The 21,651-nt window shown below is 54.7% G+C and carries 19 protein-coding genes; 7 read left to right on the top strand and 12 right to left on the bottom strand.

The window, feature by feature from the left end; genetic code table 11:
• Positions 1–30: 30 nt before the first annotated feature.
• Entirely contained in the window at positions 31–1,368 is a 1,338-nt protein-coding gene (locus TREPR_RS13565) for an acetate kinase (RefSeq protein WP_015708897.1), read from the bottom strand.
• Between the two features lie 103 nt (positions 1,369–1,471).
• Positions 1,472–2,641, bottom strand: coding sequence for a mannose-1-phosphate guanylyltransferase (locus tag TREPR_RS13560; protein ID WP_015708896.1), 1,170 nt, complete (start codon positions 2,639–2,641; stop codon positions 1,472–1,474).
• 314 nt (positions 2,642–2,955) lie between these two features.
• On the opposite strand from TREPR_RS13560, the gene def reads away from it, so the two are divergent.
• The 4 genes from def to TREPR_RS13540 are packed head-to-tail and all read left to right on the top strand — an operon-like array spanning position 2,956 to position 5,849.
• Positions 2,956–3,444 (top strand): peptide deformylase, encoded by a 489-nt coding sequence (gene def / locus TREPR_RS13555; protein ID WP_015708895.1) that lies wholly within the window; start codon positions 2,956–2,958, stop codon positions 3,442–3,444.
• Between the two features lies 1 nt (position 3,445).
• Complete coding sequence (gene fmt, locus TREPR_RS13550) at positions 3,446–4,495, top strand: methionyl-tRNA formyltransferase (RefSeq protein ID WP_015708894.1); 1,050 nt, start codon at positions 3,446–3,448, stop codon at positions 4,493–4,495.
• Between the two features lie 9 nt (positions 4,496–4,504).
• Positions 4,505–5,590, top strand: coding sequence for a PASTA domain-containing protein (locus TREPR_RS13545; RefSeq protein ID WP_015708893.1), 1,086 nt, complete (start codon positions 4,505–4,507; stop codon positions 5,588–5,590).
• Positions 5,591–5,618: 28 nt separating this feature from the next.
• Entirely contained in the window at positions 5,619–5,849 is a 231-nt protein-coding gene (locus TREPR_RS13540; protein ID WP_015708892.1) for a hypothetical protein, read from the top strand.
• A gap of 53 nt (positions 5,850–5,902) precedes the next feature.
• Here TREPR_RS13540 and TREPR_RS13535 read toward each other — a convergent pair whose 3' ends face one another.
• The 5 genes from TREPR_RS13535 to TREPR_RS13515 form a co-directional block, all read right to left on the bottom strand.
• The gene (locus TREPR_RS13535; protein ID WP_015708891.1) at positions 5,903–7,609 is read right to left on the bottom strand and encodes a RecQ family ATP-dependent DNA helicase; all 1,707 of its coding nucleotides are present in this window, start codon (positions 7,607–7,609) and stop codon (positions 5,903–5,905) included.
• Between the two features lie 90 nt (positions 7,610–7,699).
• Entirely contained in the window at positions 7,700–8,113 is a 414-nt protein-coding gene (locus tag TREPR_RS13530; RefSeq protein WP_015708890.1) for a type II toxin-antitoxin system VapC family toxin, read from the bottom strand.
• Positions 8,110–8,376 carry a type II toxin-antitoxin system Phd/YefM family antitoxin gene (locus tag TREPR_RS13525; RefSeq protein ID WP_015708889.1) on the bottom strand — a complete coding sequence of 89 codons (267 nt, stop codon included), beginning with the start codon at positions 8,374–8,376 and terminating at the stop codon, positions 8,110–8,112. Before TREPR_RS13525 ends, TREPR_RS13530 begins: the two co-directional genes overlap by 4 nt.
• Positions 8,377–8,468: 92 nt before the next feature.
• Positions 8,469–9,674, bottom strand: a complete 1,206-nt coding sequence (locus tag TREPR_RS13520) for an LL-diaminopimelate aminotransferase (RefSeq protein WP_015708888.1) — start codon at positions 9,672–9,674, stop codon at positions 8,469–8,471.
• Positions 9,675–9,687: 13 nt separating this feature from the next.
• Positions 9,688–10,959 (bottom strand): diaminopimelate decarboxylase, encoded by a 1,272-nt coding sequence (locus tag TREPR_RS13515; RefSeq protein WP_015708887.1) that lies wholly within the window; start codon positions 10,957–10,959, stop codon positions 9,688–9,690.
• 194 nt (positions 10,960–11,153) lie between these two features.
• Between TREPR_RS13515 and TREPR_RS13510 the strand changes: the two genes are divergently transcribed.
• On the top strand, positions 11,154–13,886 hold the full coding sequence (locus TREPR_RS13510) for a hypothetical protein (protein ID WP_041611207.1): 2,733 nt from the start codon (positions 11,154–11,156) through the stop codon (positions 13,884–13,886).
• A 228-nt stretch (positions 13,887–14,114) separates the two neighbouring features.
• Here TREPR_RS13510 and TREPR_RS13505 read toward each other — a convergent pair whose 3' ends face one another.
• From TREPR_RS13505 to TREPR_RS13485, 5 genes are all read right to left on the bottom strand, one after another.
• Positions 14,115–14,960 (bottom strand): hypothetical protein, encoded by an 846-nt coding sequence (locus tag TREPR_RS13505; protein ID WP_015708883.1) that lies wholly within the window; start codon positions 14,958–14,960, stop codon positions 14,115–14,117.
• Positions 14,953–17,421: an ATP-dependent helicase gene (locus TREPR_RS13500; RefSeq protein WP_015708882.1), complete on the bottom strand. Its 2,469-nt coding sequence runs from the start codon at positions 17,419–17,421 to the stop codon at positions 14,953–14,955. The genes TREPR_RS13505 and TREPR_RS13500 overlap by 8 nt, the downstream gene beginning before the upstream one ends.
• A 70-nt stretch (positions 17,422–17,491) precedes the next feature.
• A complete protein-coding gene (gene rimO, locus TREPR_RS13495) occupies positions 17,492–18,958 on the bottom strand; it encodes a 30S ribosomal protein S12 methylthiotransferase RimO (RefSeq protein ID WP_015708881.1) in 1,467 nt (488 codons plus the stop codon).
• A 2-nt stretch (positions 18,959–18,960) separates the two neighbouring features.
• Positions 18,961–20,085: a helix-turn-helix domain-containing protein gene (locus TREPR_RS13490; RefSeq protein ID WP_015708880.1), complete on the bottom strand. Its 1,125-nt coding sequence runs from the start codon at positions 20,083–20,085 to the stop codon at positions 18,961–18,963.
• A 71-nt stretch (positions 20,086–20,156) separates the two neighbouring features.
• The gene (locus TREPR_RS13485) at positions 20,157–20,858 is read right to left on the bottom strand and encodes a LolA family protein (RefSeq protein WP_015708879.1); all 702 of its coding nucleotides are present in this window, start codon (positions 20,856–20,858) and stop codon (positions 20,157–20,159) included.
• Positions 20,859–20,922: 64 nt separating this feature from the next.
• On the opposite strand from TREPR_RS13485, the gene TREPR_RS13480 reads away from it, so the two are divergent.
• Together TREPR_RS13480 and TREPR_RS13475 are read left to right on the top strand one after the other, a co-directional pair.
• Positions 20,923–21,255 (top strand): AbrB/MazE/SpoVT family DNA-binding domain-containing protein, encoded by a 333-nt coding sequence (locus TREPR_RS13480; protein WP_015708878.1) that lies wholly within the window; start codon positions 20,923–20,925, stop codon positions 21,253–21,255.
• On the top strand, positions 21,243–21,572 hold the full coding sequence (locus tag TREPR_RS13475) for a type II toxin-antitoxin system PemK/MazF family toxin (RefSeq protein WP_201765784.1): 330 nt from the start codon (positions 21,243–21,245) through the stop codon (positions 21,570–21,572). Before TREPR_RS13480 ends, TREPR_RS13475 begins: the two co-directional genes overlap by 13 nt.
• Positions 21,573–21,651: the final 79 nt, after the last annotated feature.

Below are 21,651 nucleotides of genomic sequence, written 5' to 3'. Positions count from 1 at the left end.
ATTCCTCACTCCTACCTCCTCATTCCTTATTTATTTAGGTACCGCGATAACCGATTGCAGGTCCGGCTTCTTCTTGAGTTCTTCCTTCAAGCCTTCGGCCCGGCCCTTGTTCACATAGTCCTTGCTCTGGAAGGAGTAGGTGAATTTGGTGTGCACGTCGTAGGTGCCTGCCATCAGGGCGTAGGCGTCTTCGGTCATTACCAGCTCTTCGTCCGTGGGGATGATGTAGATGGGGATTTTCGACTCGGGCTTGGAGATCAGGGTCTCGGTGTTCCGGGTACAGGCCAGATCGTTTTTCTTGGAATCGTAGACAATTCCCAAACCTTCAAGGCCTTCCAGGATCTTCTTCCGGATGAAGAAGGCGAATTCCCCAACCCCGGCGGTAAAGACCAGGGCATCCACCCGGCCCAGGGTCGCCAGATAGCCGCCTATGTACTTTTTGACCCGCTGGGCTTCCATGTCCTGGGCAAGTTTCGCCCGGGCGTCACCGGCCAAGGCTGCCTTCTGGATGTCCCGGCGGTCCGCATATTGGCCTGTGATTCCCAGGAGCCCGGACTTTTTGTTCAGGGCGTTTTCCATTTCTGCGGGGCTCATGCCGGTCTTCCGCATCACGTAGAAGGGCATGGCCGGGTCCGCGTCTCCGGAACGGGTTCCCATGATGAGCCCTTCCAGGGGGGTAATGCCCATGGATGTGTCAAAGGACTTGCCATCTTTCACGGCGTTTACCGAGGCGCCGTTGCCCAGGTGGCAGATGATCAGGTTGGTTTTGTAGGGGTCCTGGCCCAGGAGCACTGCGGCCCGTTTGGCAGTGTAGAGGAAACTGGTACCGTGGAAGCCGTAGCGGCGGACACCGTATTTTTCATACCATTCGTAGGGGGTTGCATAGAGGAAGGATTCAGGGGGCATGGTCTGGTGCCAGGCGGTATCCATGATCGCGCAATGGGGCACATTGGGGAGCACCTTCTTGGCCGCCTCGATGCCCATAATGTTGGCGGGGTTATGCAGGGGACCCAGGTCCTTCACCTCGTTAAAAGCTGCCATGGCCGCATCGTCCACGATGACGCTCTTGGTAAACTTGTCGCCCCCGTGGAGTACCCGGTGGCCCACGGCCTTGATCACCGACATGTCGCTGATCACCCCGTTTTCTTTGCTGGTCAGGGTCTTGATGATAAAGTCCACCGCGTCGGTGTGGGTGGGACAGTCATGCTGAATGGTTATCTCTTCCCGCCCCTTAACCTTATGGCTGATAAAGGAACCACCCAGGGTAACCTTTTCCACAACCCCGACTGCCAGGATATCCTTGGCGTCCCAATCATAGACCTGATACTTTGCGGAAGATGATCCGCAATTTAATACTAAAATAACCATGTTCACCTCACTCCATATAATGAATTTTATCTAATCGGGGAAATTATATCATAATATCGGGGTTCTGTCACGTATCAATTGAAAGTACCCTTAATACTAAAAATTACAGCAGTTCCGTCCTTCCTGCCCCCTTGATCTGCTCCACAATGTTCCGTACCCCCTGGCTTTCGCCCTTCTTCGCTATCAGCGCTGTGGGTGGGGCGCCGTCCTTTCCGGAGCGGATCACCACGATAAGGTCATCCACCCCGCAGAGTGCCACGGGGATATCCGAATCCACAAAACAGGTATCGGTCTTTCCGTAGACCTCGGCGCCGGTCTTTCCCATGAGCCGGGCATATTCGTCCCAGCTGCCCACGTCGAACCAGTCGAAGCGGGCAGCGGCCATCACCACGCTCCGGCACTTTTCGGCAATTGCATAGTCAAAGGAGATGCCCTTGACCGCCTGGTAGGCTTCAGCCAGATAGGGCCAGTTGTCCAGGATACGCAGCCCCCCCTCGGTCCTGAAGGCGCCTTGGTCCGGGGCTTTCAGGGCCTCGAAGGGTTTCAAGGTTTCAGGGGAGTTCCGGCGGAATTCCCCCAGCATAAATTCCGAGGAAAAGGCGAACATTCCGGAGTTCCAGTAAAAATTCCCCGCCTTGAGGAATTGTTCCGCCGTAGCCCGGTCGGGTTTTTCCCGGAAAGCCGCCGCCTGGTACACCGCCGTACCACCGGAAGCTTCGGTAGAAGTACCGGCCCCGCCCGATGCCGGGCTGAGCAGTTCCGCCGCTTCAATATAACCGTACCCTGTTTCCGCCGACCGGGGAGGTATGCCGAACACGGCGAGCTTCCCCTGAGCGCTGAAAACGGCGGCAGCAGCAGCGTCTGCGGCAAAGACTTCCAGGGGGCCGATGATGTGGTCACTGGTGAGGACCAGCATATTCCGGTCCCCGCCAAAGACCCGGTTGGCGTAAATGGCGCCGCAGGCAATGGCCGGGGCGGTGTTTTTTGCCAGAGGCTCGGGGATGAGCACCATGCGCCGCCGCTCTGTTTCGTCAAATTCCCCTGCCGCCCGGATCACATGGGGCGTATGCCCCTTGCCGGCAATGATGATCACCTGGCCCGGAGCTTTGCCCTCTTCCTGCCGCCGGGTCAGCTCCAGGCCCCGTTCCAAGGCGGACACAAAAAAGCTCTTCCCCCCGGGGCCGGACAGAAACTGCTTGGGGTTTTTTGAATTGCTCGCCGGCCACAGGCGGGTCCCGGAACCGCCGGCCATGATAATGCAATCGTTAAACATGGGTAAAGTTTAGCTTGTGCGGTGAAGGTTGTGAAGGGTCAAAAAAGGTGACGAAAAAGGTGACAGTCACCACTTTTTCGTAGTGCCCCCCTTGCGGGGGGCGCTACGGGTAGCGGTAAAAAAGGTGACTGTCACCTTTTTGGAGCTATCTCCCAGCTATATCAACCATCTATTGGCGGTATATTCGCCTTGACATATTCACCCAAAATCCGCATAATCAACCGGGGAAAAAGGTGACAGTCACCTTTTTGTCACCTTTTTTTACCGGCGTCTGTCTATTCAGGAAAGCGGCTTTTTAGTATATTAGCCGTATTATGGAGATTTTAACCCTAGGTAACGATCTGCTCCGCCAAAAAGCCGAGCCGATTAAGCCCATTGATTCAGAAATCGCAAAAATCGCGGAAAACATGATTGAAACCATGCATGAAGGTAAGGGTGTAGGCCTGGCAGGCCCCCAGGTAGGGCTCATGAAGCGGATCTTCGTGGTCCATATTGACGGGGATGCGCCCCGGGTGTTTATCAACCCTTCTATTGTGGCTACTTCACAGGAAACGGTCAAACAGGAGGAAGGCTGCCTTTCCATTCCCGGGATTTGGGCCGATGTGGTCCGCCCTGAGTCGGTGCGGGTGCAGGCCTGGAACGAAAAGGGTCGGCCCTTTACCCTGGAGGCGGACGGGATCATGGCCCGGGTCATCCAGCACGAGTATGATCACCTGGAAGGCGCCCTCTTTATCGACCGCCTGAGCGAGTCCCGACGGGAAAAGATCCTGGCCAAACTAGAGAAACAGCAGCAGGCCTTGTAAGTTGCGGATACTCTTTGCGGGAAGCCCGGGTATCGCCGTCCCCGCCCTGGAAGCCCTGGCCCGGCTCTGCTTGGATGACCGCCATTTTACCCTTGCGGGGGTCCTGACCAACCCGGATGCCCCACGGGGCCGCGCTTCCAAGGCAGTTCCCACCGATGTGGGGGACGCTGCGGCAGCCTTGGTGGAACCCTTTGCTGCCTGCTCACTACCTGCCCCTGTAATTCTCAAACCGGAAAAACTCGACGCCACCGCCCGGGAGGCTGTTGCGGCTTTGCAGCCGGATATTCTGGTAAGCTTTGCCTATGGCCGCATCTTTGGCCCCAAGTTCCTGGCCCTTTTCCCCCTGGGGGGGATCAATATACACCCCTCGCTGCTCCCCAAATACCGGGGGGCTACCCCGATCCCGGCGGCCATACTGGGCCGGGATACTGAGACCGGACTTAGCATCCAGCGTTTGGCGGCGGAAATGGATGCCGGGGATATACTGGCCCAGGAACGGCTTCCCCTTACGGGCCGGGAAACCACCGCTTCCCTAAGCGAAACAGCCGCCGTCCTGGGGGCGAAACTCCTCATTCCGGTCTTACAGGGACTGGCCCTGGACAGCCTCACCGGGAGGCGTCAGAATAGAGAGGAGGCCAGTTTTTGCGGACTCATACGCAAGGAGGACGGCCTCATCGACTGGTCCGCTTCTGCAGCGGATATTGACGCGAAGATACGGGCCTACACCCCTTGGCCCCTTTGCTGGACCTTCCACCGGGGGGAACAGCTTTATATCCTGGAAGCTGGGGACTTGGCGCAGGCAAGTCCCTTGGCGAATCCTTCGGATTCGCCGGAAATGAGTCCGCCGGGGGGATCAAGTGCGCTGCCGGGGGCCGTTCTGGGCATAGACAGGGAATCGGGTATTCTGGTACAAACGGGGGATGGGGTTTTAGCGGTTTCCCGGCTCCAGTACCGGGCGAAAAAGGCCCTGGCTTGGCGGGATTTTTTGAATGGCGCCCGGGATTTTATGCATGGGCAGCTTGGCTTCGGCGAAGATAACAAGAGGGATTAAGAGGCTGATATGGGTTTGCGAAACCGGCTTAAATTAAATATAAATCTAAATTCTCTTGAACGCTACGTGGGAAACAACCTGCGCTTCTTCATTTCCCTTTCGGTGGGACTCATCGTTTTTGTGGGCATCATTGCCCTGGCGGTTTTTTTTATCGCCGTTCGGGGGGAAGAGCAGACCATGGTCCCGGATGTTCGGGGCAAGGATCTGACCCAGGCTATTCTGGAACTACAGGTAAAGGAACTCTACCCCCGGCTTCAGCAGCGTTACTCCCAGTCCGCCTCTGAACGGGGACTGATCCTGGAACAGAGCCCCAGTCCGGGAACCATCGTAAAGGCGGGCCGCCGGGTACGCATGGTAGTCAGCCAGGGGGTGATAATTTCCAACATGGAAAACTATGTAGGCCGCAATATCGATGAGGTCAGGATGGATCTCCAAACCCTCTTTGCCTCTGCGGGGAGTGCTGCGGGGAACATCACCGGCGCCCCCCCCCTCATTTCCCTGAAGGAACCCTTCATGTACCAGTTTTCTTCAGAAACCCCGGGGACCATACTTCAGCAGAGCCCCGAACCGGGCACTGCCATTTCGGGCCCCACTATCCTGGAATTAGTGATCAGCCGGGGGCCGGAAAACGAAATGATCACCATCCCCGAATTGACAGGGCTTTCCATAGGTGAAGCTTTGGAGCTTCTCGGCAAATCGGGCTTGCGTTTTACCTTCACCCAGCGTGAGGGCCGGGGGGGTGAAAAGCCGGAAACCGTGATAAGCCAGACCCCTGCGGCGGCTACCATCGCCACTAACAACATCGAAGTCGCCCTGGTGATCATTGCACCGATGGATCTTAAGGAAGGGGAGCTGTTCGGGCTTTTTAGCTATACCCTGCCGAATAACCCCTATCCATTGCCTGTTACCCTGGAAGCCCAGCTTCCCAGCGGAGAACGAAGTCCCCTGATAACCATGAACCATCCCGGGGGTAAATTCACTGTTCCCTACCGTCTGCCTGCCGGCACAACCCTGGTCCTTTCCATGCTTAACCGGGAACTATACCGGGAAGAAATCTCCCTGCCCATAGAAACTCTATTTTTGGATCAGTTGTAAACAGCCGATATAGAAGGGAGGCGAAAAATTGTTTTCCAAAGAACTGAGTGAACTTATAGTCAATGTTCTCACTTCCTGGCAGGTAATCGTTGTAACCATCGGCATTGTGATCTATCTATTCATCGTTTTTAATGTAGCCTCAGTGTACCGCTCCTCCCGTCCCAAGACGCCGAAGCTTCCCAAGGGCAAAAAGGGAAAGCCCGAGGAAGTACCTGCCGAAGAAGAGGGCGGGGTCGACGAACTGGGGCTGGAAGAGTAGCACTAGTTTGCCCCAGGAAACGCCGGCTTTAGCCGGAACGCCGGAAGTACCGCCTATCTTTTCCTGGGTACCGTGAGCTTGTTCTTCCAGGGAAAATACTTACTCTTTTTTAATGCCCCGGTTCTGAGCAGTCGCCCTATAGCGTTCTTGACGTTCTCTTCCGACCAGCGCACCCCTTCTGCCCTGACCAGAACCGGAATCGCCTCCTCCCGTGTATAGGAGCGACGGTTCCTGCGGAAAAAACTCAGCAGGCTCTCCTCCTCCCTCAGCTCCCCCTGGGCCTCACCGTTACAAACATCGCAGCAATCCGATTCGGGCTTTTCCCCGCTCCCCTCGTAGTTGAGAAGGGCCAGTAGTGTCTCCCTCCTGCACCCCCCGGTATCACGAGCGTACCGGAACAGTGCCTCCAAGCGCTGCTTATCCGCTTCGTTCCGGGCCCGCTTCAGGGCCAGGTCGTCGTCAGGCCCCCAGAGCAACACCGCCTTTGAGGGCAAACCGTCCCGTCCGGCCCGGCCCGATTCCTGGAGGTAGGCCTCCACCGAAGGCGGGCAGTCCCGGTGTATCACGGTTCTGATATCCGCCTTGTCCACCCCCATCCCGTAAGCGCAAGTTGCCAGTAATACTGCTTCCGGGTTTTTGAAGAACCACTTCTCCACTTCGGTCTTTTCTTCCCGGCTTAAGCCTGCATGGTAGAACCGTATTTCCCGGGCCCAGGGAAGATCCAGTTCCCCCAGCTCGTTCTGCAAATACCGGGCCAGCTTCTCCGTCCCGTTCCGGGACGAGCAAAACACTATCGCCGGCCGCTGATTCAGGATTAGCAGATCCCGTACCGCCAGGTTCCGGAGCATGCAGCCCTGAGCAGTATAGCTAATATTGCTGCGGTCAGGATTGCCAATAATACTGTGCGCCTCGGTCTCGCCGAAGATATACTTCCGGATATTGTTCAGCACCGGGCTTGATGCGGTGGCAGTAAAGGCTGTTACCATGGGCAGGCCGGGGGCGGAATCAGTGTTGCTCTTTGCTGAGGCGGCCTGGATAATTTCCCCGATGCGCAGATAGCTGGGCCTGAAACTTTCCCCCCATTCGCTTACAGTATGAGCCTCGTCGATCACCACGTGAACTATTCCCAGGGTTCCCAGTTTTTCCATCACCCTCGGGGTCAGCAGCACCTCCGGGTTGGCGATGATGAACCGGCTTTCCCCGGTTTCTACTTTTTGCCAAATAGCCTCCCGTTCCTCCCGGCTCTGGCCACCCCGGAGTATCACCGGCGCAAAGCCCCGTTCCTGCAAACGCCGTTCCTGATCCGCCATGAGGGACAGGATGGGGTAGATCACCAGGGTTGGCCCTTCCAGCAGCATTGCCGGCAGTTGGAAACAGAGGGACTTCCCCGCCCCGGTGGGCAGTATTACTATCTGCCGGCCCATGGCGGCGCGGTCGGTTTCGTCTGCGGAGACATCTGTCTCATCTATTGACACTCCGGTTTCGCCTGGAGCAACTTTGGTGCCCTCTGGGCTTTCCTCTGAGTCTGTGCCCGCAGGAAGTGGGTTTTCCCTGGCGCTCTCCCGGGAGTTTTCCGGCCAATGGACCGGGACCCCCGCAGCTTCCGCCGCCTCAAGGATATTCGTCACCACCAGCCGCTGGTAGGGGAACAGATAGGACAGGCCGAAGAGTTTTGTAACCGCCAGGGTTACGGGATCGGGGATTTCGGCGTCTGCCATAGGTTCCCGGGAGATTAGATTTGTTGATCCGTCTTCCTGCACTTTTTCCGCCTCCGCTATCTATATGCGGCGGGCAGAAAAAATGCTTTAGTCAGGGAAAAAAATGAAGAATTAATTACTAAAGCTGCCTGGTTAATCCCAGGGATTGATTAGGTTAAGCCCTTCCACTGCATCAAAGTCCCGGGTGTTCCGGGTTACCAGGGTCAAGCGGTGGGTGAGGATAGTGGCGGCAATGAGGGAGTTATTGGGGGATAGGGTCTGTTTTGCCTTGGCGCGAAGCCTTGCCCATTCCAGCATCACCTCAGTATCCAGGGGAAGAATGTGGTTTTCATTCACCCCCAGTATCTCATGGTGAAACCATAAGGAGAGATCAGCCTTCTTGTTCCCTTCTGGTAATCTTTCAATGCCAAAGAAAATTTCTCCCACAGAGATGACGCTGATGAGAATATCATCCTCAGGTATAGTTTCTATAAACGCCTTAACCCTGGGATTGGGGTTTGACTTTTTCATTTCGGATAAAACATTGGTGTCCAGAAGGTATTTCACAGCTCAATATCCCGCCATTCTTCTGCTTTGCGATCCGGTAGTTCAAGCTCCACATCCGGCCAGGGGCAATTCATAAGTGCCTCAATGAAGCTTGGCCGTTTCCCCATAAGGCCCCGGTACTTGTCCATGGAAAGGATAACCGCCGTTTCCTCGCCCCTGACCGTGATAATCTGAGGCGATTTGGCGGCGGATTTGATTACTTCGCTGAATTTTGCCTTTGCATCCTGTAATTGCCAAATATTGCTTTTAAGCTGTGCAGTCATATACATACCTCCTACAACTAGTCTGTCTAGTCAGAATATATCATGGCACCCCTAAAAAATCAAGTGGAATTTCTTATTTTTTGCCTTTTTTCTTATCCCTTTAACTTATTGAGCCGCTTACAGGCCTCTTCCACATCAGGGCGGTGCCCAAAGGCGGAGAACCGTATGAAGGACTGCCCTGCAGGCCCGAAGCCTGCGCCGGGGGTGGTGACCACCTGGCACTTTTCCAGTATTTCCGCGAAAACATCCCAACTGTCCCTGCCCGGGAACCGCGCCCAGATGTAGGGTGAATTGTCCCCCCCCACGCAGCTGAAGCCCAGAGTTTGGACGGCCTTGCGTATGAGGGCGGCGTTTTCCAGGTAGAAATCGCTGAGCCGGCGAATTTCCTTAAGCCCCTCAGGATCAAGGGCAGCAAGGCCACCCCATTGGGCGACATTGGAGGCGCCGTTAAAGATGGTGCCGCAGATACGGGCCCAGTCGGCGTTGACGCTTTCCCCGCCGCCATACTTGAGCTCATTTGGGACTATAGTCCAGCCCAGGCGCACCCCGGTAAAGCCCGCAGGTTTGGAGAAGGAGTTGACCTCAATGGCGCAGGATCGGGCGCCGTCAATCTCAAAGATGGACTTGGGCAGCGCCGGGTCCCTGATGTATGCGGCATAGGCGGCGTCAAAAATGATGACCGTTCCCTTTTCTGTGGCGGCCCTTACAAGTTCTCCAAGCTGATCCCGGTTGGCGGTGGCTCCCGTAGGGTTATTGGGGGAACAGAAATAAAACAGCCCATCCCTGGGGAGTTTTGAAAGATCCGGGAAGTAGTTATTCTCTGCAGTACAGGGAAGGTAGCTGATACCCTTGTAGCCCGTTCCCTCCCAGGGGCCTGCGGCGCCGATAAGCACCGAGCCATCCACGTAGACCGGGTAGGACGGGTCCTGGACCGCCACCGGGGTTCCCGGACCGAACAGTAATTGTAAGCGCCCTATGTCGCACTTGGCCCCGTCAGAGATAAAGACCTCAGCGGGACTGAAAGCACCTTTGTAGAAAACTTCCGAGATACCCTTCCGCAGTTCTTCGAAGCCCTCGTCGGTGTACCCCGAATAGCCCTCCGCCGTGCCTAAGCGTTTGGCGCCTTCAACAAGTCCCTGATCGATATGGGGCAATAGAGGTTCAGTGGTATTACCCACACCCAGGCTGATAATTTTAGCTTCCGGATGGGCTGCCGCATATTCCCGCCGACGCTTGGCAATTTCGGGGAACAGATACCCTGCCTTTATATTGGCAATACTGGGGTTTCTTTTTATCATTTTGCGCTCCTTGTTATAAAGTAATCTTAAAGTCTTCCAGTGCAACCCTGTCCAGGGTGGCGAACAGATCTTCTATTGTTTCCCTGCGCCTTATCTGCAAAGCCGAACCATCCGGCCGGAGCAGTAGTTCTGCGCAGCGGAGTTTACCGTTGTAGTTGAAGCCCATAGCCCGGCCGTGGGCGCCGGCATCGTGGATCACCACAAAGTCCCCGGTATCAATTTTGGGAAGCTGCCGCTGGACCGCAAACTTGTCGTTATTCTCACAAAGACTCCCTACCACATCGTAGGTCTCTGTCAAAGGCGCAGTTTCCTTACCCGGGACGGTGATGTGGTGGTAGGCACCGTAGAGGCCGGGGCGCATCAGGTCCGCCATGCAGGAGTCAAGCCCTATGTATTTGCGGTATATGTCTTTTTTGTGGATGGCCCGGGAAACGAGCCAGCCGTAGGGGCCGGTGATCGCCCGGGCCCATTCGGTGTGTATGCCCAAGGGGTCCAGCCCCGCAGGGATAATAATTTCGTCATAGGCTTTTTTGAGGCCCCGGGTCAGGTACTCATAATCCAGGGCCTCCTGTTCCGGCCTATAGGGAATCCCCGCGCCGCCCCCGAGGTTCACAAATTCTAATCTGATGCTGGTCTTAGCCTTGAGTTCTGCCGCCAGTTCAAAGAGTATACGCCCGGTCTCAATATGATAATCCGCGTTGAGTTCGTTAGAGGCCACCATGGTGTGCAGGGCAAAGCGCTTGGCCCCCCTATCCCGGAGCAGTGGGAAGGCCGCAAGCACCTGTTCGCGGGTCAGGCCGTACTTGGCTTCCTCGGGCTTCCCGATGATGGCGTTTCCCCCCTTAAGGGGCCCTGGATTGTAGCGGCAGGAAATAAGCTCCGGAATACCCGCCGTTTTTTCCAGGTATTCGATGTGGGTAAAGTCGTCCAGGTTGATCACCGCCCCCAGGTTCCGAGCGGCCTGGTACTCCCGGGCCGGGGTCTCGTTGGAGGTGAGCATCAGGTCCTCACCCTTCATGCCCGCCATATCCGCCAGGATCAGCTCCGGAAGGCTGGCGCAGTCCGCACCAAAACCCTCGTCTGCCAGAATTTTCAGGATAAAGGGATTGGGCAGGGCTTTGACCGCATAATGTTCTTTAAAGGAAGGAAAGACAGAAAAGGCTTTTTTTACCCCCCGGGCGTTCTCCCGTATGGCCTTCTCGTCGTAGACATAGAAGGGGGTAGGGTAGCGCTTTGCCAGCTCTTCCAGTTGGGCTTTGGTCAGGGGAAATGTTTTAACACTCATGGTTTATTGTACCGTTTTTGCCCGGGTTTGGTAAGAACCTAAAATCACTTGGGGTATCTTTAAAAACCGCCTGAAGGACTCTAAGGCAGCCTTGACGATTTTTGTTTTGGAGCAGTTTACATAAGAAAGAATTTTAACTACCATAATAGTAACCCTTTTCATAAAAAGGGGTAAAAACCAAAAAGGAGAAAAAAATGCAGATTTTAAGCAGAAAGGACTTGACAAATCCCGAAAAATCTATCAAGCCCACTCACTCATGGCGTAAACTAGGCGCAGCCCTAGGTGTATTTGCCCTTCTCTTCCCTCTGATGCTCACCGCTTGCGGTGATGACGGCGATCCCACGACCCCGCCGTCAAGCTGGACCCCTCCGCCGGAACTACCGGCTATAAGCGGAACGGTGAACATTGCCGGAACTCCGGAAGTAGGGTATACCCTATATGCTGATGTCACAGACATTGACGGCGCGGAAGATGATTTCGCAATAGTAATATACCAATGGATACGGGGTACATCGCCAATTATCGGTGAAAATGAAGAGTACTTTGACCTGACGGATGACGATAAAGGTAACACTATTTCGCTGCAGGTAAGCCTGTACGGATATGCCGGAACAATAAGCAGCTCCCCCACGGTCCCGATTATCGGTACCGATGGTCCGGGCTTAAGCGGAACAGTAAGCATTGCCGGAACCCTGGCAGTGGGGGGAACCCTGACCGCTGATATTACAAGCCTTGGGGGCAGCGGAACCATAAGCTATCAGTGGTTACGGGATAAAACAAACATCGGTACAAACGCTGCGACCTATACCCTGGTGGACGCCGATGTAGGCCAAACCATCAATGTACGGGTAAGCCGCGAGGATAATAGCAGCTTCATATACAGCAACTACCTTACTATCAGCATCCCGGACGACATCGGCTCTGCTTTAAGCGGAACGGTGACCATTGATGGAATCCCGGCTATAGGGGAAACCCTGACCGCTAATACCGATAGCCTTGGAGGCAGCGGGGCCATAAGCTACAAATGGTTGCGGGGTGAATCAACAGCAGTCCTCGGTATAAACGCTACGTATATCCCGGTGGCTGCCAACAAAGGCTATGCCCTCAAGGTCCAGGTAAGCCGCGCAAATAATACCGGAACCATAGAAAGCGAGCTCACCACCCCAGTAGGCTCACCCCTGATAAGAGGAAAGGTAACCATTACCGGAGAGCCGATAGTGGGGAAAACCCTGAGTATAGCCTCATCCCCTGACACAGAGATTTTCGGAAGCGGAACAATAAGCTACCAGTGGATACGGGGCGAGTCAACAAACATCAGCACCATCAATGCTGGGACCTATACATTAGTGGCTGCCGATGCAGGCCAAACCATCAGGGTACGGGCAACCACTACAGGTAGTAGCGGATACGTAGACAGCAACATCCTTGATATAGAAATCCCCGCTTTAACCGGAACGGTGACCATTAGCGGAACCCCGGAAGTAGGGCGGTCTTTGAGTGCTGTTACCACATCTCTTAGCGGCTCAGGAGTACTAAGCTACAAATGGTTAGGGGACGGAACGGAGATATCAGGAGAAACCGCATCAACCTATACCTTACAGGCTGCCGATTTAGGCAAAAAATTTACGGTACGGGTAAGCCGTGCGGGTTTTGACGGATACATAGACAGCGATCCCACCAGTTCCGTGGTAGCTGCAGCAGTCTTGCCGGAGAACCTGTCCCTTGCCGAAGCTCTGCCATGGTTATCGGAACACGCAGTTAGCGGTGGGTCATATACCATAACGCTTACGGGGAATGAAACACTCACCGCCACCGGAAACCTGAATTACTCGGGGAAAACCATATCTGTAACAATCCAGGGCGACGATTCGCAGCGGACGGTGAATAATTCCAGTGTCTCTGCCATATTTTCAGTGGGCGAAACTACTACATTGACCCTGGGAGACAATATCAAGCTTCAGGGGAAAGTAAGTAATAATTCGGTCCTGGTACTGGTAGCAGGTAAACTCGTGATGGATGGCAACTCTGTAATTACCGACAATACAAATACATCGGAATTGGCTGTTGTGAGAGGCGGTGCAGTAAAAGTTGATGAAGGCGGAAAACTCGAAATGAAGGGTACTTCATCCATTTCAGGTAATAAAGCCCTCCAGGGCGGCGGTGTATTTGTTGATAAAGGCGGAGCCTTCGAAATGAAAGAAAATTCGACTGTTTCCGGCAATTCTTCTACCTCGACAGATGGCGGCGGAGTTTACGTCAATGAAGCAAGCTTCTCTATGGCTGATAATGCCAAAGTATCCGGTAACACATCGGCTGCTAACGGCGGCGGTGTTTTAGTAAAAGGCACCTTGACAATGGGCGGACATTCGGAGATATCAGGAAATACCGCAAACTCAACCACAAGCGGCGGCGGCGGCATATTTATCGGCGTGGCCGGCTCTAAAATAATAATGAATAATTCATCCAAGATCACCGGTAATACCGCTATAGCCAATGGCGGGGGAGTCGCCCTTAATTACGCCGGCACCGGCACCGGCCCCTCCCTTACCATGAATGGCGATTCGGTTATTTCATACAACACTTCTAAGGGTGGATCTGGTGGTGGCGGCGTATTTGTCTATGGCGATGCTGGGATGAATATGCATAATAATGCCAGGGTATCCGGCAACACTGCAGCTAACATGGGCGGAGGCGTGTTTGTGGCTAAAAACTTCCTTAAGGATGGCGGTATTATATATGGTAATAATGCACCAGCGGAGAATGACAGTGATGGTCATCCGTATGAAAATACGGCAAGTGGTGGCGATCTCTGGGGCCAGGCTATATACTTCTACAACAGTGGCACGACTAAAATCCGCAATACTACCGTGGCCGCAGACAAAGACCTGTCGTCAACGACTCCGGATAATGCTAACTGGACAGACTAGCTGGCACTTTCAGCCCGGGAAGTTTACACTTTCCGGGCTGAGGGTGACAGTCACCCCCGGAAGGGTATTAATGAAAAAGGCATTAAAACAATGTTGTGAAACATAAAGATGCCAAAAAGTTTTTAAAAGACTGTAGGAAGAAAACATAAAGGGCGCCGTGAAAACCTGAATTGGTTTTTACGGCGCCCCTATTTTTTGTCAAATGACGGCAAAGCGTTTCCCGCCGAATTACCGGAGCAGCCCCGCCAGCTTTGTCTCTTCCCCGGCTGACAGAATCCCCGGTAGTATCAGCGGCTGATCTTGGGATGGCGGGAGCAGGAAACCCTGTTCCAGAAACTGCCTGAAAAGCCCGGACCATTCTTCATCCTCCAGGCGCTCCCGGTAATACAGGTAAATGCCCCGCTGCTGCCATGGGCTTGCGGTAAGGGCCTGCTCAATGCGCGGGTACTTCACCCGGCCCCGGGCTGGGGATGCGGCGATCAGGTCGTGGATGCCCCGGGTCGCTGCGGCTAGTATTGCCGGGGAGAGCAGCTGCGCGGGTAACTGCGTTGCAAGTAGCGCGGGGAACTCGGGTAAGGTTGCCAGTAAAGCTGTGGGTAAGGCCAGGACCAGGGGCGCCCCGGGCCAGGGTAGGGGCAGTACCGGTATGAGGGGCCGGTCCGCAGGGAGCGCTTCATCCAGGAAGGGCCGCCAGAGAAGCGGCGCATCGGTGGGGAAGCCGGCGGCATTAAGATCATTGCGGAGCTCAGTATCACTGTTGTATAAGCGGAAGTCCATGCCGGGGAGCAATATGGACAAGGCCTTGATGAAACGCCGTTCCTGGGGGTGGGGGAGGGGGGCAAAGAGGCCGCGCTCGGCACTGTTTTTGAAAGAGCGGAGTACCCCCGGCGGGGTGTGGCCCAGGATCGCTTTGCCGCCGTATTGCCAGAGGTCAAGCAGCCGGCTGCCGTCCTGGGTGTAAAGATGGAAGTCCCGGGCGCGGAGTACCGGCGGAACCAGGCGCAAATTGCAATGAAGTTCCCCGCGCAGTAGGGCTGCGGCGGATTTATCTGAAAAGGCAGTATCGTTAAACATCGTCACCTATCTTTGTATACCGTGAACTTTGATGGAGGCTGAGGAAGCGGTTTTCCTTACCAGTTTCAAAGCGCACCAAAATTACCGGCCCTTCTTCGCTTTCCCGTATTTCAGTTACCGCGCCGTAGCCCTGATCGTCCTGGAAGACTCTGTCCCCCAGCTTCCAGCGGCCGTCCGATGAAGCCTTGGCCTTGCCCGGGCCGGGGGTGTCGTAGTTTTGCTGCTGCCTGGGCGAAGGGGCTCGGGACGTGGAACCGGCAAAGCCGTAGGGGGCATTCCCGATGACCCGGAGCACCGCCTTGTCTGCCTCACCGAGGAAAAGGGAAGCTTCCATGGGCATGGTGCGGCCGTACATGCGGCGCATGGCGCAGGATGTCAGGTACAGCTCGTCCATGGCCCGGGTAGCACCCACGTAGAAAAGCCGCCGCTCTTCCTCCAGATCATCCCCGTTTTTATCATCCCGGGGAAAGACCCCCTGCTCCACACCGGTCATGATCACCCGCCGGAATTCCAGTCCCTTGGTATTGTGCAGGGTGATCAGGGTTACTACATCCTTTTCTCCTTCCTTCCCAGCCTCCTGCTCAATGGAGCGGTCCAGTTCGATATGCTCCAGAAATTCCAGGAGCCCCTCCCGGGTGGCAGGGTAGAGACTGGCAGCGTTGATCAGTTCCTGAAGGTTGCCTATACGCTGGTTGCTTGTGACATCGTCGTGGGTCAGGTGATATTCTGCGATCCCCGAATCCTCAACGAGCCGTGCCACACAGGCAGAAAGCCCTTCCCCGGCTCTGAGGCCCTCCTGCTTTTTATTACGGGCACGGCGTTTTCCCCCGTCTTTTTCATCCCGAGTACCATTACTGCCGGATGTATCCGGAAAAAGAAGAATATTGTCAGGTTTTCTGCTGTTGCCTTTGCTGTCGGTATCAGCAGAAATACTGTTGTTTGTTGTATCGGCATCCTGGTTCCCTGGAAAAAGCAGCGTTGGCTTCCCGGTCGGTCCTGCTGCCGGCAGGGCTGCATCGTTAGTGGCGGGAGAAGCCGTGTCGAGCAGGGAAAGCCCCCCTTTTAGCGCAGTAAGGAAGGCGCGTATCCCTGAGCGGGCCTTTGGGGGTAGCTCTGGCATGATCCGCAGGGCTGCGGCGGCCAAGTCACCCCCGGAACCGTCCATGAGGGCTTCGCCCACGATGCGGTCCACTGTAGCCGGGCCTGCGCCCCGGGTAGGTTTGTTCACCACCCGGCGGAAGCCTATCTCGTCCCGGGGGTTTACCAGGAAGGAGAGGAGGGCCAGGGCATCCTTGATCTCTTCCCGCTCATAAAACTTGAGGGAACCCACTACCCGGTAGGGGATGCGGCGGCGGAGGAATTCGGTTTCGAAGCCCAGGGACTGGGCGTTGGTACGGTAGAGGATAGCCCAGTCGGCGTAGAGGGAGCGCCGCTTACCATCACTGTTTACGGATTTTTGGATAAGCTCCGCGCAAAATGAAGCCTCCGCATCCTGGTCCGGAAGAAAGGCCAGGGTCGGTATTTTTCCGGACCCCCGTTCGGCAAAAAGGGTTTTCCCCAAGCGGCCTTCGTTTTTGTTCACCACCGAGGATGCCAGGTCCAGGATAGGTGAAAAGGACCGGTAGTTTCGCTCCAGCCTAATAATGTCGGTCCCCTCAAAATGGCCGGGGAATTCCAGGATATTCCGAACCTCCGCCCCACGGAAGCGGTAGATTGACTGGTCATCGTCCCCCACCACACAGATATAGGTAGATGGGCTGCAAAGTTCCTTCAGTAATTCTGCCTGGGCAATATTGGAATCCTGGTATTCATCCACCAGGATCACCCGGAAACGGTCACGGAAACGCTGGGCCACAGCAGGATTGTTCCGCAGTATTTCTACAGGCTTCTTGATCAGGTCCCCAAAGTCCATATTACCTATTTGGGCCATCCGTTCCTCGTACTTACCATAGATACTGCGGAATTTTCCATCCTGGTTTATCAGGTCCAGTTCCGGGTCCTCCGGTGAGAGAAAGTAATCCTTAGCCCGGGATATGGAGTGGGCGATCTGCCGGAGCTCCGGCTTGGGGATATCTTCCAGAAGGGTAGAAAGGAGGGAGACCACATCATCGTCATCGTAAATAGTAAAGTTGGAGTTGAGCCCCCCCAGGGTTCCATTACGTCTGAGGAACCATGCCCCGAAGGAGTGAAAAGTCCGCAGCATGGCCCCGGCTGCCCGCTCGTCGATGAGCCTTGCCCGCTCGGCCATTTCCCGGGCCGCCTTGTTGGTAAAGGTCACCGCCAGGATTGACCGGGGGTCCACCCCCTGTTCCTGTATGAGCCAGGCGATCTTGGTGGTGATCACCCGGGTCTTCCCGGAACCCGCCCCGGCCAGGATAAGCAAGGACTTCCCGGTATGGAGCACCGCCTGGCGCTGTTCCGGGTTGAGGGTTTCCAGATAGGGAGGGAGGGGGGATGTCATAAAGGAGAGTATAGCATAAGGAGGGGTCCAGGGCAAAGGGTGAAGCTTTTTGAGGTTAAAAAGTGCGGGCTTAAATTTGAGAAACAGTGACTTCCAGATCCACCCCCGCCCGGGCGAATACCCGGCCCCGCACAAAGGCCCCGGGGATCAGCGGTATTTCTGACCGGATCACCGCCGATCCGTCTATCTCCGGCGCCTGGCAGTAGAGCCGGCCCAGGTAGAGCCCCTCTTCGCCGGGGCCGCTTTCTCCCGCTTCCGCTTCGTCCACCGCCTCTTCCACCAGAACATCCAGGGTCCTTCCCACAAAACGGTCCATGCGTTTTTCCGTGATCCCGGTCTGCTGTTCTTCAATCAGAAATTTCCGTTGGGCGGCGATCTTTTTGGGCACCCTGTGCTTCATGGAATAGGCCGGGGTATCCTCCTCCCGGGAATAGGTAAAGACCCCCGCCCAGTCAAGCTGCGCCTTGGCCTGGAAATCCAGGAGGGCTTGGAAGTCCTCTTCGGTTTCCCCAGGGAAGCCCGTAAGGAAGGTGGAGCGGATTACTGCGTCAGGAAGGGTCCGGATTTCCGCGATTAAGTCCAAGTAGGCTTCGGCGCTGCCCCGGCGGTTCATGGCCCGCAGTGTTGCTGCGGAACCGTGCTGGAAGGGCAGGTCAAAGTAGGGGAGGAAGCGGCTGTCCCGGCGGATTAGGTCCAGGATGGGCCGGGGAAAATTGTCCGGGTGTATGTAGAGGAGCCGTACCCAGAAGCGGCCCGGCAGAGTTGCGATGGCCTCCAACAATTCCGGCAGCGATTCTGCGGATCTGCCGGAAACAGGGCCGCCGGCCAGGTCGGTGCCGTAGGAACCCAGGTCCTGGCCAATAAGACAGATTTCCTGAACGTCCCGGTCCAGAAGCCGGCGGCATTCCTCCAGCACCGATACTGCGGCCCGGGAGCGCAGGGGGCCCCGTATGCCAGGGATGGCGCAGAAGGTACAGCGGTTGTTGCAGCCTTCGGAAATTTTTACATAGGCTGAACCGGGCAGGGAGAGCAGAGGCCGTTCCCCGGTGAGAAGCATTTCCTCGGGCGAGCCGGGCAGGCTGCTGCCGCTAAAACCGCCGGCAAGGCCGCTTGCTGGAACCGGAGGGACCAGGGTCCGGGGATTATCACCCGGGGCGCCGCCTGAAAGACCTGGGCTGGCCATGGCGGCTTTAGCGGCTTCGTGTATGCGGGAAAGGTCGCCGTTGCCGAAGATCATGTCCGCTTCCCCCAGTTCCCCCGCCAGGGTTTCAGCATAACGCTGGGCCAGGCAGCCGGCCAGGAGTATTTTTTTACCCGGATAGAGTTTACGGTAACCCAGGACGGCGTTGATCGATTCCTGCTTGGCGCTTTCTATAAAGGCACAAGAGTTAACGATGATGAGGTCCGCGTCTTCCGCTTCTTCCTGGCGCCAGCCTGAGTTTTCCAGGACCGCCATCATGGTTTCTGCGTCCACCTGGTTTTTTACACACCCAAAGGGATCCAAGTAATAACCAGGACCGGGCTGTTTGGCGGCCATAGTCAGTCGAGCCGGATCAGGACCAGCCGGTACCGGCCGTCGTCGTCCCGGACCCATCGCACATCGGCCACCACCACTTCGCCGGCTCCGCCGATTTCCAGGGGAACCGTGCGGCCCCCCCCAATGACCTGGAGTTTTACCGCCGTGGCATTGGACACCCAGATGCGGATACCGTTCTGGGCCTGGATATTGAGTTCATCGGTTCTGACATAGTATTGCTCATTTCTGCCCTGCCGATCCCGTTCCCGGAGTATTTCCCAGCGGAACATACAGTAACCCTGGAAAGATGCCTGGAGGGTAAAGGGATAGGCGTTGGAGGATGCGAAGATAACCGGGGCGTTAGAAACACTGCTTCCTGCCGCTTCCTGGGCGGCGATTCCTCCGGATTCTGCAATTTCGGACAATCTTTCTCCGGTTGCCTCGGCAACATATACTCCCAGATCGGTACTGATATCAAAACGGAGCTGTACCCCCATGGCGGGATCGTTTCGTGCAAATTCTTGTGCACTTATCCGTATATCCCCCACACCATCGTTGTTGATATCTACGTTAACTTCCTGGCCCAGATCGAGGATTACCGTCCCGGTGGGGGCGGAGATGGTCACCGCTTCACCCAGGTTGATGAGTTCCATTTTATACAGTTCCCCTCCCAGGGGAATGGTAATTGTATCCCCGCGGTAAAAACGCCGCTCCAGAAAGCTGCCTTCCAGGGTATAGGCCACCACGGGCCGTACCGCCGCCTCGGCGGTTTCGGTTTTCCAGGGGATGTTCATGAAGAAATAAATGCCCCCCACTATGGCACTAATGCCAAGGAGAACCACAGCAATGGTGATGAACACCTTTGGCAGCTTTGAGGGGGATCTCAGGAGATGTTCCACCGGAACGGGCTGTTCCTGGATCTTCAGGGACCGGTACAGGCTAATCAGCTCGTTCACGTCCAGACCGAGGTATTCACCATAGTTCCGCAAAAAACCGAGAAGATAGGGTTCCCCGGGAAAAACAGAAAAATTCTCATTTTCCAGGGCTTCCAGATAACGGGTAGCAATATTAGTTTCCCGTCCTACATAATCAAAAGTATAACCTTTACTCTCACGGGTAGATTTTAATTTATCTCCCAGGGACTCCACAGATTTCCTCCTCCATACCGTTTTAGGAAACCTTCAGCGCTCCTTTGAAACGGATGAATGCCTGTTTTACATTAGTCAGTATCACTAAACAAAAAATTATTAAAATTATTAGCTGAAGCAGGAGAGTCATAGATAAACCGCTGCTCCGGAATTCCTTGGTTGATTTTTATATCTGAAAAATCAAACCGGACCAGGACATCCGCAATGGTCCTTCCCTCAATACGCCGGATCAGATGGGTGGTGGGGGTGATATTCAGGATAATCTCCCGGAAGCCTTCGGAAACCGACCTTCGGGAGAGCCGCAGTTTGACCACCTGTTCATCGGACCCGGTCTCCAGGGGCGCGGGGTCCGGGCCGGTTACAAATGAGGGGATATAGTTACGCCTAAGCAGGGCCAGCCCCTGGGCTGTGGCCAGGTTAGCCGCCCCGGCGGGCGACCTGCGGCTGGGGGTGATGCTCTGGTTCAATGTCGCCCGGTATTCAGGAAGGTACACTGTCAGGGTCTCCCCATTAAAGGCAATCACCTGCTCTGAGGGTTTGGTAAAATCAATACGCAGGAAGGAGGGGCTCAGGTGGCTTATGGTGCCGAACATCTCGGTATTGCCGGAATAGATGGTGATCCGCGCCTCATAGTCCCGAATAGCGCCGTAGCGCTCGGAAACCGTTTCAAGGTACCGTTCGGCGGTGATAATTTCCTGGGAGGAGAGCCTAAAAATACCAATTATCGACAAAAACAACACAAAAAACCGGCTTACCGCCGCCCTAAATCCCATTAAAGGCTCCTCATTTACTATATTAGCCAAGGGGTGGGCCCTTGTCAACGGGCATTACTGGATAATGGCCCTGTCAATAGAGGCCAAAAAAAGTTTGACAAAAGAAAATAATTACAATATAATTACATACAGGGAGAAAATGATGATTGTTTCAGTTGTATCTATTGGCAATTCCAGGGGCATTAGAATTCCCAAAAGTATTATAAATGAATTTAATATTGAGGATAAAATTGAATTGCAGATACATGAAGATGAATTGGTATTAAAGCCTATATCAAAAAAGCCCCGCTTGGGGTGGGAAAAGGCGTTTAAAAAAATGAACGAAAATCTTGATGACAAACTCATCATATCAAATACCCTGGAGGATGATGTCTTTGATTGGGATTGGGAACCGTAATGGAACAGTACGATATTTTTTTGATAAATCTTGATCCGACAATAGGGCATGAAATAAAGAAAACACGGCCATGTCTGCTTATTTCTCCAAATGAAATGAATGAAAATATTGCAACGGTTATTATTGCGCCAATGACAACAAAATCACATAAATATCCAACCCGGGTAAAGATTAGTTTGAATGGAACTAAAGGATGGGTTGTTTTGGATCAAATACGATCAATCGATAAAAAAAGGATACTAAAGAAAATTGGAAAGTTAAATGCAAAAAACATAGAAGAAGTAAAGAATATAATAAGAGAAATGCTGGTAGAGTAAATATGTTAAGGATGGTTCACTAACAAGGAGTAGTGTGTTACTTCGTAACACTTCCAATTAACGTGGCGGCAAGCCGCCT

Origin of the sequence: Treponema primitia ZAS-2 (assembly GCF_000214375.1) — a bacterium.
In the GTDB taxonomy this organism is placed as follows: Bacteria; Spirochaetota; Spirochaetia; order Treponematales; family Breznakiellaceae; genus Termitinema; species Termitinema primitia.
Note: the sequence above shows the minus strand (reverse complement) of the source record. Positions and strands in the feature narration are given on the sequence as shown.